The 14,654-nt window shown below is 63.7% G+C and carries 11 protein-coding genes, 2 tRNA genes and 1 pseudogene; 7 read left to right on the top strand and 7 right to left on the bottom strand.

Features of this window, described 5'->3' with window-relative positions; genetic code table 11:
- Window positions 1-46 precede the first annotated feature (46 nt).
- Together J2X65_RS21565 and J2X65_RS21560 are read right to left on the bottom strand one after the other, a co-directional pair.
- Window positions 47-3,205, bottom strand: a complete 3,159-nt coding sequence (locus J2X65_RS21565) for an efflux RND transporter permease subunit (RefSeq protein WP_310205612.1) — start codon at window positions 3,203-3,205, stop codon at window positions 47-49.
- 10 nt (window positions 3,206-3,215) lie between these two features.
- Window positions 3,216-4,484: an efflux RND transporter periplasmic adaptor subunit gene (locus J2X65_RS21560; protein WP_404977776.1), complete on the bottom strand. Its 1,269-nt coding sequence runs from the start codon at window positions 4,482-4,484 to the stop codon at window positions 3,216-3,218.
- Between the two features lie 153 nt (window positions 4,485-4,637).
- Here J2X65_RS21560 and J2X65_RS21555 point away from each other — a divergent pair, with 153 nt between their 5' ends.
- Window positions 4,638-5,288: a TetR/AcrR family transcriptional regulator gene (locus tag J2X65_RS21555; protein ID WP_310205609.1), complete on the top strand. Its 651-nt coding sequence runs from the start codon at window positions 4,638-4,640 to the stop codon at window positions 5,286-5,288.
- A 4-nt stretch (window positions 5,289-5,292) separates the two neighbouring features.
- Here J2X65_RS21555 and J2X65_RS21550 read toward each other — a convergent pair whose 3' ends face one another.
- On the bottom strand, window positions 5,293-5,481 hold the full coding sequence (locus J2X65_RS21550) for a hypothetical protein (RefSeq protein WP_310205692.1): 189 nt from the start codon (window positions 5,479-5,481) through the stop codon (window positions 5,293-5,295).
- A gap of 41 nt (window positions 5,482-5,522) precedes the next feature.
- On the opposite strand from J2X65_RS21550, the pseudogene J2X65_RS21545 reads away from it, so the two are divergent.
- A pseudogene (locus J2X65_RS21545) lies at window positions 5,523-5,901 on the top strand (recombinase family protein); the annotation flags it as partial.
- A gap of 177 nt (window positions 5,902-6,078) precedes the next feature.
- Here the strand turns inward: J2X65_RS21545 and J2X65_RS21540 are convergent.
- Window positions 6,079-6,630, bottom strand: coding sequence for a substrate binding domain-containing protein (locus J2X65_RS21540; RefSeq protein ID WP_310205605.1), 552 nt, complete (start codon window positions 6,628-6,630; stop codon window positions 6,079-6,081).
- On the opposite strand from J2X65_RS21540, the gene J2X65_RS21535 reads away from it, so the two are divergent.
- Complete coding sequence (locus J2X65_RS21535; RefSeq protein WP_310205602.1) at window positions 6,614-7,117, top strand: hypothetical protein; 504 nt, start codon at window positions 6,614-6,616, stop codon at window positions 7,115-7,117. The genes J2X65_RS21540 and J2X65_RS21535 overlap by 17 nt on opposite strands.
- Window positions 7,118-7,215: 98 nt before the next feature.
- Here J2X65_RS21535 and J2X65_RS21530 read toward each other — a convergent pair whose 3' ends face one another.
- Window positions 7,216-7,791, bottom strand: coding sequence for a TetR/AcrR family transcriptional regulator (locus tag J2X65_RS21530; RefSeq protein WP_310205599.1), 576 nt, complete (start codon window positions 7,789-7,791; stop codon window positions 7,216-7,218).
- Window positions 7,792-7,898: 107 nt separating this feature from the next.
- Here J2X65_RS21530 and J2X65_RS21525 point away from each other — a divergent pair, with 107 nt between their 5' ends.
- Both J2X65_RS21525 and J2X65_RS21520 read left to right on the top strand, forming a co-directional pair.
- On the top strand, window positions 7,899-8,495 hold the full coding sequence (locus J2X65_RS21525) for an NAD(P)H-dependent oxidoreductase (RefSeq protein ID WP_310205595.1): 597 nt from the start codon (window positions 7,899-7,901) through the stop codon (window positions 8,493-8,495).
- A 311-nt stretch (window positions 8,496-8,806) separates the two neighbouring features.
- Window positions 8,807-11,404: a PAS domain S-box protein gene (locus J2X65_RS21520; protein WP_310205592.1), complete on the top strand. Its 2,598-nt coding sequence runs from the start codon at window positions 8,807-8,809 to the stop codon at window positions 11,402-11,404.
- 455 nt (window positions 11,405-11,859) lie between these two features.
- On the opposite strand, the gene J2X65_RS21515 is transcribed toward J2X65_RS21520, so the two are convergent.
- A tRNA-Gln gene (locus J2X65_RS21515) sits at window positions 11,860-11,934 on the bottom strand.
- A gap of 187 nt (window positions 11,935-12,121) precedes the next feature.
- Between J2X65_RS21515 and J2X65_RS21510 the strand changes: the two genes are divergently transcribed.
- Window positions 12,122-12,198, top strand: a tRNA-Pro gene (locus J2X65_RS21510).
- Between the two features lie 352 nt (window positions 12,199-12,550).
- Here J2X65_RS21510 and J2X65_RS21505 read toward each other — a convergent pair.
- Window positions 12,551-13,315 carry an acyltransferase gene (locus J2X65_RS21505; protein WP_310205588.1) on the bottom strand — a complete coding sequence of 255 codons (765 nt, stop codon included), beginning with the start codon at window positions 13,313-13,315 and terminating at the stop codon, window positions 12,551-12,553.
- Window positions 13,316-13,994: 679 nt separating this feature from the next.
- On the opposite strand from J2X65_RS21505, the gene J2X65_RS21500 reads away from it, so the two are divergent.
- Complete coding sequence (locus J2X65_RS21500) at window positions 13,995-14,645, top strand: arylesterase (protein WP_310205586.1); 651 nt, start codon at window positions 13,995-13,997, stop codon at window positions 14,643-14,645.
- Window positions 14,646-14,654 lie beyond the last annotated feature (9 nt).

Below are 14,654 nucleotides of genomic sequence, written 5' to 3'. Positions count from 1 at the left end.
AGGCTCACCTGACGGGCGGGAGAGAATCGCAGGGCGGAAATGAGGGTCAGCCGGCATGGGCATTACGCGCCTCCCCGCCCGGAGCCGCCCCGCCGACGGGTGACGGTTCGGGCGCCCTGCCGCGGAAGATCCGGCGCACGGCGACGAAGAGCAGCGGCACGAAAAACACGCCGAGCACGGTGGCGGCGATCATGCCACCCATGACGCCGATGCCGATGGCGTTCTGCGCCCCCGAGCCGGCGCCGCTGGCGATGGCGAGCGGCGTCACGCCGAGGATGAAGGCGAGCGAGGTCATCAGGATCGGGCGCAGCCGCTGGCATGCCGCGTCCAGCGTCGCCTCGACCAGCCCCATCCCATGCGCCTGCCGCTCGATGGCGAATTCGACGATGAGGATGGCGTTCTTCGCCGCGAGGCCGATGGTGGTGAGCAGGCCGACCTTGAAATAGACGTCGTTGCTCTGGCCGAACATCGTCGCAGCGAGCAGCGCGCCGAATATGCCGATCGGCACCGACATCAGCACCACGAAGGGGATCGACCAGCTCTCATAGAGCGCGGCGAGGCAGAGGAACACGACCAGCAGCGAGATGACGTAAAGCGCCGTCGCCTGGTTGGCTGAAAGCCGCTCCTGATGCGACAGGCCGGTCCACTCATGGCCATAGCCCGCCGGCAGCCGGCCGATGATCTCGTCCATCGCCGTCATGGCGTCGCCCGAGGAGATGCCCGGCGCGGCCTGGCCCTGGATCTCCACCGCCGAGGAGCCGTTGAAGCGCTCCAACCGTGGCGAGCCGTAGGTCCAGTGGGTCGAGGCGAAGGCGGAGAACGGCACCATGGTTCCGGCTGAATTGCGCACCTCCCACTTGGCGAGGTCTTCCGGCTGCATGCGGAACGCGGCAGCCGACTGGAGATAGACCTTCTTCACGCGGCCACGGTCGAGGAAGTCGTTCACATAGCTGCTGCCCCAGGCGGTGGAGAGCGTGTCGTTGATGTCGGCCAGCGAAACGCCGAGCGCGCCCGCCTTCTCCTGGTCGATGTCGACGACAAATTGCGGCTCGTCCTCCAGCCCGTTCGGGCGGGTGGCGACGAGGCGGCGGTCTTGCGCCGCCATGCCCAGCACCTGGTTGCGCGCCGTCATCAGCTTCTCATGGCCGGCACCGGTGATATCCTGGAGATAGACGCTGAAGCCGCCGCTATTGCCCATGCCCTGAATGGCCGGCGGCATGAGGGTGAACACCATGGCGTCGCGCACATGCAGCCTGGCCATGGCGCGGCCGGCCACCGCCTGCGAGGACAAGGCGGGAGACTTGCGCTCGTCGAACGGCTTCAGCCGCACGAAGGCGATGCCGAGATTCTGGCCCTGGCCGCTGAAGCCGAAGCCGTTGACGCTGAAGACGCCTTCGACCGCATCCTTCTCGTCCTCGAGGAAGTGGCGGCGGACGGTGTCCAGCACCTTCTCGGTGCGGTCCGAAGTGGCGCCGGCCGGCAGCTGCACCATGGTGATGAGAATGCCCTGGTCCTCTTCCGGCAGGAAGGAGGAGGGCAGCCGCACGAACATCCAGCCCATCGTCACGGCAATGGCGAGGAACAGCACGAGGAAGCGCCCGCTGCGCGCCACCACCCTGGCCGTGCCGGTGCGATAAGCCTTGGTGCCGCGCTCGAAATTGCGATTGAACCAGCCGGCAAAGCCGGTCTGCTTGGCGCCGTGCTGCACCGGGCGCAGCAGCGTCGCGCAGAGCGCCGGGGTGAGGATCAGCGCCACCAGCACCGACAGGATCATCGCCGAGACGATGGTGACGGAGAACTGGCGGTAAATCACGCCCACCGACCCGCCGAAGAAGGCCATCGGGATGAACACGGCCGAGAGCACGGTGGCGATGCCGATCAACGCGCCGGTGATCTCGCCCATCGACTTGCGGGTGGCCTCCTTGGGAGAGAGCCCCTCCTCCTCCATCACGCGCTCGACATTCTCGACCACGACGATGGCGTCGTCGACCAGAAGGCCGATGGCCAGCACCATGGCGAACATGGTGAGCGTGTTGATCGAGTAGCCCAACAGCGCCAGCACGCCGAAGGTGCCGAGCAGCACCACCGGCACCGCGAGCGAGGGGATGAGCGTCGCCCGGAAGCTCTGCAGGAAGACGAACATCACGATGAAGACGAGGACGATGGCCTCGGCCAGCGTGCGCACCACCTCCTCGATGGAGAGCACGACGAAGGGCGTGGTGTCGTAGGGATAGACGACCTCGACCCCTTCCGGGAAGGTCGGCTTCATCCGCTCCAGCGCCGCCTTGACCCGCTCGGCGGTGGCGATGGCGTTGGCGCCGGTGGCGAGATTGATGGCGAGGCCGCCCGCCGGCTTGCCATTATAGCGCGAGGCGGTGGTGAAGCTCTCCGCCGCCAGCTCGACATCCGCGACATCGTTGATGCGCACCAGCGAGCCGTCGGTGGTGCTCTTGAGGATGATGTTGCGGAACTGCTCGGGCGTCTGCAGGCGCGAGCGCGCGGTGACCGTGGCGTTGAGCTGCTGGCCGGTGCGGGCCGGTAGGCCGCCAAGCTGGCCGGCGGAAACCTGCGTGTTCTGCGCCTCGATGGCGCTCGTCACGTCGCCCGGCATGAGCTGGTACTTGGACAGCTTCTCCGGGTCGAGCCAGATGCGCATGGCATAGGAGGAGCCGAACAGCGTGGTGGAGCCTACGCCCTCGATGCGCTTCAGCGTGTCGTTCAGGGTCGAGTCGACATAGTCCGACACGTCGGTGGACGACAGGCGCCCATCGGTCGAGACGAAGCCGATGACCAGCAGGAAGCCGTCCGAGGCCTTTTCGACCGAGATGCCGTTGGTCTGCACCACGCTCGGCAGCTGCGCCTGGACGAGCTGCAGCTTGTTCTGCACCTGCATCTGGGCGATGTCGGGGTCGGCGGCGTTGGTGAAGGTGAGGGTGATCGTCGCCTGGCCCGTCGAGGTCGAGGTCGCCGACATGTAGTCGAGATTGTCTATGCCGGTCATGCCCTGCTCGATGACCTTGGTCACCGAGTTCTCGACGGTCTGCGCGTCGGCGCCGGGATAGGAGGCGGTGACGCTCACCGTGGTCGGGGCGATCTGCGGGTATTGCGCGATGGGCAGGTTGTTCAGCGCGAGAACGCCGCCCAGCATGATCAGCAGGGCGATGACCCAGGCGAAGACCGGGCGGTCGATGAAGAAGCGGGACATGGGGACGCCTTCAGTTCGCCGTCGCGGTGCCAGCGCCAGCGCTGGCGGCGGGCGCCGCGCTCTGCTGGCCGCGCTCGCGCACCTCGCCGGTGGTCTCGTCGACCACCACGTCGACGGGGGTCACGTCCTGGCCGGGGCGGGCGAACTGGCTGCCCTCGACGACGACGCGGTCGCCATCCTTGACGCCGGTATCGACCAGCCAGCTATTGCCGACGCTGCGCCCGACGCTGAGCACGCGCTGCTCGACCTTGTTGTCGGCGTTGACCACCAGCGCCACCGGCTCGCCCTTGGTGTTGCGCGTCACGCCGCGCTGGGGAACGAGGTAGCTGTCGGGTGCGACGCCCTCCTCGACAATGGCGCGCACATACATGCCGGGCAGCAGCAGCCGGTCCGGGTTGGGGAACTGCGCGCGCAAGCCATAGGTGCCCGTGGTGGTATCCACATAGGCGGAGGTGAACTCCAGAGTCCCCGCAAGCGGGTACATCTCGCCATTGTCGAGCTTCAGCCGCACCTGAACCTGATCGCCGCTGATCTTGATGCGCCTTTCGCGGATCGCCTGCCGCAGGTTGAGCAGATTGGTGCTCGACTGGGTGACGTCGACATTGATCGGGTCGAGCGTGCGGATGGTGGTGAGCGCGGTATCCTGACTCGCCGTCACCAGCGCGCCGGGGGTCAGGGTCGACTTGTCGATGCGCCCGCCAATGGGGGCGGTAATGCGGGTGTAGTTCAGGTTGATGCGGGCGGTATCGACATCGGCCTTGGCGCCGGCCACCTCGGCATTGGCCTGCGCCAGCGAGGCGATGGCGTCGTCATAGTCCTGCTTGCTGACGGCGTTTTGCTTGATCAGGCCCGCATAGCGATCGACCTTGGACTGGGCGCTCGGCACAGCCGCCTCGGCCTTCTGCTGGCTGGCGACCGCGCTGTCATAGGTGGCCTGATAGCTCGCCGGGTCGATCTGGTAGAGTGCGTCGCCCGCCTTGACCTCGGCACCCTCCTCGAAGAGGCGCTGCTTGATGATGCCGCCGACCTGCGGGCGTACCTCGGCAACCAGTGAGGCGACGGTCCGGCCGGGCATCTCGGCAGTGATCGCCACCGATTGCGGGTGCAGGGTCACCACACCGACCTGCGGACGCCCCTGCGTGCCCGGCCCGCCCGGCCCAGAACCAGCCTGCTGCTGACTGTCGCAGCCGGCGAGCAGGGTGGTGGCGAGCAGACCCGCCCCCAGTCCGGCAAGCACGCGCCGGCGTGACGCCGGGGAGGAGGAAGCGGTGAAGGGCACGGCGGACGAACGGCGGTTCGGGGAGGCCACGGGAGCCCTCGCTCTTTAAGAAACGTCTGAGTTTCTATATTTAAGAGCGGCGGAACTGTCAAACCGGCGTTTCAATTTCCGAGCGTTGCCCTAAGTTTCCGCGATGCATGATAGAGACGGACAATGACACTCGGCGCCCTCCCTCCATCTTCGGCGAAACTTCGTGGCCGACCGAAAGTCATTCCCGACGATCAACAAAAGGAGAGAATCGTCGCGCAGGCGTTCGACCTGTTCTGCGACCGCGGTTACAGCGGTATGAACATGGACGAGGTAGCCGCGCGCTGCCGAATATCCAAGAAGACACTGTACCGCCTGTTCCCCAGCAAGCTGGAGCTGACCGGCGCGATCGTGGATGCGCACCGCCAGACGATGGTCGACATCCGCCCCGACTGGGACCACCTGCCGCTGGTCGAGGCGCTGGAGCGCATGTTCCGTCTGGACATTGACGACGAGGAGAATCGCGCCCGCACCGCCTTCGTGCGCGTGATCATGGTGGACAGCCTGGCTTTCCCGGAACTGCGATCGCTGGTGGAGACGCGCGGGCGCGATCACACCCATGCGATGGTCGTCGCCTGGCTGGAGCGCCAGCAGGCCCTCGGCCGGGTCGATGTCGAGGACGCGGCGGTATCGGCGCGGGTGCTGCTCGACGTCGCCTTCAGCCCGCTGGCGGTGGCCGCCGGCCATGACTGGGAGTGGCCCAGCTTTCCCGACGGGAGGCTTTATCTGCGCCGCGCCTTTGCTCTCATCGCCAAGGGCTTGGAACCGCGTCCCTGAGCGTTCAGTCGCGCAGGACCAGCCGCTCGCCGTAATCGCGCGTCGCGCCGGCTCGGCAGGAGCCAAGCGAGCAGGTCGAAGGCCGGCAGGTAGGCGCGGACATGATAAAACGCGTCGATATAAACGCGTCGATGCCGTGGCTGTCGGCGAACACGCCGAGCGTCGCCGCCGCCAGCCCGCCGAGGCCGAACACCAAGCCCTACAAGAAGCCGCCGATCCGCCCGATGCGGTGCAGCAACCTCCGGGGCCTCACTGATCCGCCCCGGCATCCAGAAGCTCATGGCGGACGTGCACGGCGGCCGTTTCGATATCGTGTTGTCGGAAGCGCTCGACCGCATCAGCCGCGATCAGGAGGATGTCGCCGCCGTCCATAAGCGCCTGCGCTTTGCCGGGATGCAGTTGATCGCCCTTCGAAGGCGAGATCAGCGAACAGCATGTCGGCCTCAAGGGCACGATGAACGCGCTGTTCCTGAAGGACCTGGCGCTGAAGACACATCGTGGCATTCGCGGCCGGGTGGAAACCGGCAAGCGCGGTGGCGGCAATGCCTATGGATATCGCGTGGTGAAGCAACTCGATGCCCGAGGGGAGCCTGTCGATTTCCATCGAGATATGACCCGGCAGGCGGGGATTTTTCCATCGAGAAGTGACCCATATTTTCACCACGTCTCACGCGGAACACGCGGGGGACACCTGCTGAGCAGACTCCATGAGCGCACCAGCGTGGTCATCTACCTGCAACGTCCGGTTCTGGCGCTGTCGTACTTGGACGAATAGAACAACGCTCCAGGCTCATCTCCTGAGCCGGGCCGCCAGCGCGTCGATGAACAGGCGGACTTTCGACGGAACCATCCGGCTGGTCGGATAGACGGCCCAGACGTCAAGCGGCTCGGGGATGGCATCCTGCAATTCGATGACCTTCACGCGGCCATCGGCAATCTCGTCCCGGACGAACCATAGGGAGAGGTTGGCAATTCCCAGGCCGCCCATGCAGGCCTGCAGCAATCCCTCGATGGAGTTGGCGGAAAAACGCCCCTCGATCCGTGCCGTGGTCAGGTGCTTGGGGGTCTTGAAGGACCAATGCGTCGTCCCGCTGGTGGCAAGGCATTCGTGCCGCGGGAGATCGCCAAGCGTCGTCGGCGCGCCATACTGTTCGAGATAGTCGGGCGAGGCGAGCAACACGCGCGGATTGTCAGCGAGCCGCCGCGCGACGAGGCTGCTGTCGTTCAGCTTGGCGATGCGGATGGCGAGGTCCAGCCCCTCGGTCACGAGGTCGACCAGGCCGTCCGTCATCATCAGGTCCACCTTCAGCGCTGGATTGGCGCGCATGAAGTCGGGGATCATCGGCGCGATGACCTTGCGCCCGAAGGCGGCCGAGCTGGTGAGCCGCAACAGGCCGAAGCCGCCCTCCGTCACCGGGCGCACGGGCGCGACGCAGCTGCGCAGCCAGGCCCGCGGCTTCTACCGGCTCATGCTGGGGGATGCCGAGATCACGGCGCTGCTCGACGGCACCAACACCTTTCCCATCCCCACCGCGCTCCAAGCACCGGCGGACGGCGCGGATGCCGGCCCCCACGGGCTGCTGGAGGAGGTGCATCCGGGCGAGGCGGCCGCGCGTCTCGCCGAGGAGCGGCTCGGCCTACCGCTCAGGGGCTTGATCAACGCCTTTCTCGTCAATCTCGACAGCCACGTCACGCTCATCGACACCGGCGCCGGCGAACTCTACAGCGCGTGCTGCGGTCATCTGATCGAGAACCTGCGCGCAGCCGGCTACCAGCCCGGGCAGGTGTGGCAGCCGGCAAACTACACGACGCTGTTCGGGTCGCCCTGAGAAACGAAATGACGATTTGTAAGCAGCCACTTTCCAGGTTGCTGTTCCCGACCGCTGGAACGTCTTCGTCAGCCCAACTTTCGCTTCGGTATCAAGTCTCAGCATTCGATCAGCCATTGTCGGATCAAGGCTACCAGGTCATCGACGGCTGCTTCCAAGGGCATGCCGCCTTCCATGACCTCGGCCGATAGTGCCTCCATCGTTCCGATCAAGCCGACGCACCGTCGCTGCACGACCTTGGCATCGAGTTTCGAAAGCGGCTGGATGGCTGCGGCGTAGAAGGCCGCATGGTCTTGCCGGGTCCGACGCTGGTGGGCCTCCATGGTTGGATCACCACGGAGTGCTGCATCGATCGCATGCCATTCCGGCCCGATCGTCAGCGCGCATTCCAGGTAGGCGCTCGACAGGATCCGCGCGATCCGCTCTGGCTCCTTTGGGGCGTCCTCCAAGGCGGCAGCCAGAGCCGCGACCTGCCGATCCATTGCCACCTTGGAGAGAGCGATCATCAGCCCCGAGCGGGTCTCGAAGTGGCTGTAAGCGATCGGCTTGCTCACTCCCGCACGTTCCGCCAGCAGGCCGAGTGTCAAGGCGTCCGTACCCTCTTCGCGCACGATGGCAGAGGCAACTTCGAGGAGTTGGGCGCGGCGTTCAGGCCTCGGCAGCTTCTTCGACATCCCGACCGGCTCTCTTGACGCGGATCATAACTACTAATAGTAACTTACTGATTGTAGCATCTGGCCGGTTTCATTCAAAGAGCCCGCATGCCTTTCCGGAGAGATTGATGCACGTCCTCATCGTAACGGCTCATCCCAACCCCGCTTCCTACACTCACGCTGCGGTAGGCCAGCTTGTCGATGGACTGAAAAGCGTGCCCGACACCACGCACGAAATCCTGGATCTGGCATCAAGCGGCTTCGACCCACTTTTCGGCGTTCCCGACAACGACCTCTTCCATGCCGGCGGGCAGACGCCGGTCGACGTCATCGATCAACAAAGACGCGTCGACAAGGCCGACGTCCTGGTGCTGGCGTTCCCGGTCTATTGGTGGTCCATGCCTGCGGTTATGAAGGGATGGATCGATCGGGTCTTCATCCGCAACTGGGCATTCGACGATGATCCAGCCAGGAAGACGACTGGCCTTCTGGGGCGCTTGAGGGGACAGGTCGTCGCGATCGGCGGCGTGGATAGCGACACCTACGATCACCGGGGCTATCTCGACGCGATGAAGGCGCAGATCGTCCAGGGCATCTTTGGGTATTGCGGCATCCAGCCCATCGGCATGGACTTGTTGCTCCCGATCAACCAATCGGCGGCTGAGCAAGGATTGCAGGACGCCTTCAATATCGGCCGGCGTGTCGCAAGGTGGAATTACCTGTAAGCCGTCGGCAAAGCTTCCCCGGCTCGATTGCCCATCGCGGCGGAAGGAGTTCGGGAACATCGGACGGAACGTCAGCTTCGGAGCGGCGGATTGACTTCCGCTGCTGGCGCGACATCGATCTCTGCCGCTATCCTTCCTCAAACGGCTGTCGGCGCGGGTCAGTTCATGGGTCGGGGCGTGCGTCCATGCACGCGCCTGGTCACGGAGCGCCAAGTGGAAGGAATCCTGGCTTAACTCATTGGGCTTCTGCAACCATTTCAATGGCTTTGCGTTTGAGAGCCGAAGAAGGGAAACGTTGTTCCGGGGGATCGATGACCAGGCCGTACACGTCGCGCGCAATAAGCGCTGACGAATGGCGTCAGATCGTCGACAGCGCCGTCGGGACGGCGATCATTACCACCGACCTCGAAGGCCGGGTGACGAGCTGGAACGAGGGCGCCTCCCGGATGCTGGGCTGGACCGCTCCTGACGTTCTTGGCGAAACGTTGGAGCGCTTGTTTCCCCCCGGAGAGGGCGCTTCAGCGCTCCGACAGGAGATGAGGGACGCGCTAACCGTTGGCCGAGGGGGCGGAACGGAAGGTTGGCGCATTCGACGCGACGGATCGCAGGTATGGGCCGTAGGCGAGATGTCGCCGATCCGCGATCAAGCCGGTACCGTGATCGGGTTCACAAAGATTTTGCACGATCGCACGCGCGAGAGAGAAGCTCAGGAGGCGATCTCCGAAGAACGCCGCGCGCTCGAGATACTCAATCGGGCCGGCTCCGCCCTGGCGGCCAAGACCGATCTTCAAGAGCTCGTCCAGATCGTGACCGACGCGGGCGTGGAACTGACAGGCGCCGAGTTCGGCGCCTTCTTCTACAACGTCGAGAATCAGGCTGGGGAGAGCTATATGCTCTACACCCTGTCCGGGGTGCCAGCCGAAGCGTTCGCTAAATTTCCGATGCCGCGCAACACATCCGTCTTCGCGCCGACCTTCTCGGGCGAAGGGATCGTGCGCTCTGACGATATAACCAGGGACCCGCGTTACGGGCAGAATGCGCCGCGCAAAGGCATGCCCGAGGGACATCTGCCTGTTCGCAGCTATCTCGCGGTGCCGGTCATCTCGCGAACCGGAGAGGTGATTGGAGGCCTGTTCTTCGGCCATGCCGATATTGGCGTCTTCGACGATCGTTCGGAGCGGGGCCTGGAAGGCCTGGCGGCGGAGGCGGCCGTGGCGATCGATAATGCGAGGCTGTTTCAGGCACTCGAACGCGAACTCGCACAACGGCGTAAAGCGGAGAGCGAACTCGCCGCCAGCGAGGCTCGCTTGCGACTGGCCACCGAAGCGGCCGAAATAGGCACCTGGGACTATGACCCCGCGTCGAACGAGCTGCGCTGGGACGTTCGGTGCCGGCAGCTCTTTGGTTTGTCAGCGGAGGCGACGGTCACCTATGAGGGCTCCTTCATTGCGGGAATTCATCCGGATGACCGTGAGCGCGCGGATGAGGCCGTCCGACGCGCGATCGATCCCGCGGGTTTGGGCCGATACGACATCGAATATCGCACGATTGGCATTGAGGACGGAAAGCAGCGGTGGATTTCCGCGAGCGGACGCGCGTTCTTCAATACGCGTCAGGGAACGCGGTTTGTCGGCACGGTGATCGATGTCACCGAACGGAAGGCGACCGAGGAGCGGCTGCACCAGCTCAACGACCGTCTGGAAGAGCAGGTGGAAGCCGAGATTGCCAAACGCGCCGAGGCTGAAGAGGCGCTCCGCCAGGCGCACAAGATGGAGGCGGTCGGTCAGCTTACGGGCGGTATCGCGCACGACTTCAACAACCTTCTAGCGGGGATCACGGGCAGTCTCGAGATCATCGAAAGGCGCCTTTCTCAAGGGCGAAGCGATGGCATCGAGCGCTTCATCAGCGCGGCCCAGACCTCCGCGCAGCGTGCTGCAGCACTGACCCAGCGGCTGCTTGCCTTCTCGCGTCGCCAGACCCTCGATCCGAAGCCTACCGACGTGAACCGGCTGGTCTTCGGTATGGAGGACCTCATAACGCGCACCGTCGGCCCGGCCATCAAGGTCGAGGTTGTCGGTGCCGCAGGCCTCTGGCCGACCAGGGTCGACACCGCCCAGCTCGAAAGCGCGCTTCTCAATCTCGCCATCAACGCTCGCGATGCCATGCCCGATGGCGGCAAACTGACGATCGAGACCGCGAACAAATGGCTGGACACCCGCGCCGGGCGTGAGCGTGACCTCCCGCCCGGACAGTACATCTCGGTGTGCGTCACCGACACGGGGACAGGCATCCCCAAGGACATCGCCGACCGCATTTTCGATCCGTTCTTCACGACCAAGCCGATCGGTCAGGGCACGGGTTTGGGTCTTTCCATGATCCACGGTTTCGTGCGGCAGTCTGGCGGCCAGGTTCGCGTCTACAGTGAGCCGGGGCATGGAACGACGATGTGCCTTTACCTACCCCGCTACTTCGGCGATATCGCGGAAGATGCCGAGGCGGTGGAATCGGCGATCCCGGAAATGGGCGCGGGCGAAACCGTGCTTGTGATCGACGACGAACCAACCGTTCGCATGCTCATCGTGGAAGTGCTCGAAGAGGCCGGATATGTCGCGCTTGAAGCCGAAGATGGTCCGTCGGGATTGAAGATCCTTCAGTCCGACGTCAGGGTCGATCTGCTTATTACCGACGTCGGATTGCCCGGAGGCATGAACGGTCGTCAGGTCGCCGATGCTGCCCGTCTCCGTCGCCCACACCTGAAGGTGCTTTTCGTCACCGGCTTCGCGGAGAATGCCGCTGTCGGCAATGGTCATCTAGAGGCGGGCATGGAGGTAATCACCAAGCCGTTTATGATGACGGAGCTGGCAAACAAGATCACCGACATGATCGAAAATCGGCACCTTGGTGCCTGATCAACGCGGATCCCGAAGCTCACCGAGAGGCGCTGTCCGTCCCGTCGCCCTAAAGAACAGGCGGTCGGGAATGTCGCACAAGGCGTTCGCGGCGGCTTGGAGATTGAAAGCGGCGGCGAGCGGCGCGAGCGACCAAGAAGAGAACTATGCGTCCGCTGTAGCCATCTCACGCATGCTTGGTCGTTCACGAATGAGTACGAGCAGGCTCTCCAAACAAGGAAAATGAGGCGCCTGGGTTGGAATCCGGCAATCGACTTCATTGATCGGCATGACGGCGGAGAATCCCTTCCCAGCCACAGCGCGGACATCTCACGCCAAGGCGAGGGCGGAAAACCGCGTCGAACACCGCCCAGCGAGATGGACACGAGTCTCCGCCTGGACGAACTCCACGCTAACCCTCGACACAGCCGCAGGAATTGCCGGGGCGGCCGAATTCTCAGCAAAAAAGGAATGGTTGGCTGGGGCGGGAGGATTCGAACCTCCGCATGGGGGAATCAAAATCCCCTGCCTTACCGCTTGGCGACGCCCCAACGCTCCGCACCTTCGACGATGCGGATCGTGCGGGCGCGGACATAGCCACAGGAACGCGCCGCTTTCAACCGTCATGCGTGAGATTGCCTGCGGCAGAAGGCGGCGCCATCAACAGCCCATGTGAAGAAGTGCGAAGCCGCCCTTGCAGGCCGGCTCATCCCCGTGTTAGAGGCTCGCCCATCGCATCGGAGTGTAGCGCAGCCTGGTAGCGCACCTCGTTCGGGACGAGGGGGTCGCAGGTTCAAATCCTGCCACTCCGACCATGCGGCAAATGGGCTTCCCGAAGCCCTCCCCTGTAGGGGAACAGATACGTCGCCATATCGTCCCGCCGCAGCGGTATTCTCCGTCCTGGAGAGCGCCGCAATGAGAGGCGCCTGCTCCTCGTTCCGGCGATACTCGCCGACTTCGATTGCCGCCTTCGAGTGGCGTTGCGCGCCCATCGCGTCCAAGGGCACCGAATCCCTCGACCTCGTCCCGACACCCCTTGATCAGCATTCGGATATCCCGCGACTGTCGAAACTCGCGGAACGTGGTGCGACGGGCGTTGTCCTTTCCCATGACAGATCCGGCCAAGACGCGGCCATCGCGATCGCTCCGGCACAACCTGCCAGCAATTCAATCTTCCGTCGGCCGAATATATTCCGGAATCGGCTTTTTCAGCGCCGTCAGCATTTCAAAATAGTTCCCATCGTCGGGAACCGCATGGTCCGTCCAGAAAATATCCTTGGTCGTGACACGGCATGGATTGCCTGCCGCCGCACAATTATTGGGAATACGGCCCGCCAGCACGCTATATGACCCAATAACAGAGCCATTGCCCACTTTCGCGCCCGCCAGGACTCTCACTCCCTGCCCGATCCAGACCCGATCGCCAATGTTGATTTCCGACTTGGAACGCCGGGATCCGTCAGCAACACTGTACAGCCCGTGAGCTTTAGAAGAATATACAATGATATCCCGCGATATCATGCAATTCTCTCCTATATTTATCTCGCTCTCATGTGCACAAAACACCGTCATTCCACGAATTGTAGTGGGTGAACCGATAGAAATTTTAGACTGGTTTACACAAACGAGATCGAGTTTTGCAACGTTTCGCAATCCTCTTATCGTAACGACGTTGTCGCTGCCGGAGAAAAAAACCGTGGTATTTTTTAACGAACCAATATCGACCTGACCATCGACGATAATTTTATTTCTATTTTTTGTCACGTATACTAATTTTGAATTCTTAACATAACCATTATACAATTCGTGCAGATTTGCTCCATGGATCGAAACATCCGGAAAATGCTCCAGCGGCAACTTCCGGAAGAGCGGGTTTCGACCTGACACATTGCCATCAATTTTGAATTTATGAGCAAAATTGTCGATTTTCATAAATTACGAGCCTTCTCATCGAACGAAGCCCAGTGGCCTCGCAGGGGTGCTTCTGAGTAGCGCGTCAATATTTGGAGACTAGCAACCTACCGCTACGTCGTCACCCACCAAGTTCCCCTATGGGGCAAAAGTCCGGAAATCGTCGCATGAGACCAAGGGGTGTGCCTGCAACGCAATCCCGGCCGGGCAGGCCCGGGAGCGTTCTGGCGGCGACCACCTAAGATTTCGGGCGCGCCTTAGGAGATGAAGAACAGATCCATCTCGCCGGCACCAGGATAGGGGCTGGTGGATTCTTGCCCGGCGGCGGAATTACAAGGCGAATGTGGCCGTGCCTCTCACCGGCGTTTTATCCGCATGAACGGCGAAGTCCACACCTCCGCCCGCGCCGTTATCGGCACGCGCGAGATGAGGCCATCCAATCGGTAGCCGCGCATCGGCTCGGCTTGGCGACAACGCCGCCACGGGTGCGTCGCAGCCCCGGCCAGGCCAACAGCTAAACCTTTCGACGAGAACGTCCGTTGTCGATCTGGTTTGCCGCCCGCGGAACCATGTCGCGGCGGAAGCGTCACCGCCGCATCGGACTCGACGCTCGGCTTCATTCCCATGACGGGATGGTGCCCTTCCAGCAATTATCTTAGCGTCGATTGACCGTACCGCCCGAAAGGCGAAGGAGTTCGAAATGAGGATCAAGCTCTTTCCCGCATGCCGTCGGACGCTGCTCATCCTGCTGGCGGTTCTGCTGCCCTCCCTTGCGGTGCAGGCCGAGCCGATCCGCATCGTCGCGCTCGGCGACAGCCTGACCGCCGGTCTCGGCCTATCCCGCGACGAGGCCTTCCCGGCGAGGCTGCAGGCCGCCCTGCGGGCCCGCGGGTACGACGTGGTCATCGTCAATGGCGGGGTCTCCGGCGACACGGCAAGCGCCGGCGCTGCCCGCCTTGACCGTTCGGTACCCCGCGGCACGCATGGCGTGATTCTCGAACTCGGCGCCAACGATGCCCTGAGCGGCATCGATCCCGCGGTGACGGAAGCAGCCCTCGACGATATACTGTCACGGCTTCGCCGCCGCGGCATCCCGGTGCTGCTTGCCGGCATGTTGGCGCCGCCGAGCAGGGGCCTCGTCTACATGTCGCGGTTCCAGGCGATATTCCCGAGGCTGGCGCGGGAGCACGGCGTCGCCTTCTACCGATTTTTCCTGGCCGGCGTGGCGGGGGTACCGGCGCTGAACCTTCCCGATGGCATGCACCCGAATGCAGCCGGGGTCGACGTCATCGTCGCGCGCCTGCTGCCGACCGCGGAGGCCTGGCTCGCGACCATCGCGGCGGGCCGGTGAGGGCCGCGC

It is taken from the genome of Ancylobacter sp. 3268, assembly GCF_031456575.1.
In the GTDB taxonomy this organism is placed as follows: Bacteria; Pseudomonadota; Alphaproteobacteria; order Rhizobiales; family Xanthobacteraceae; genus Ancylobacter.
Note: the sequence above shows the minus strand (reverse complement) of the source record. Positions and strands in the feature narration are given on the sequence as shown.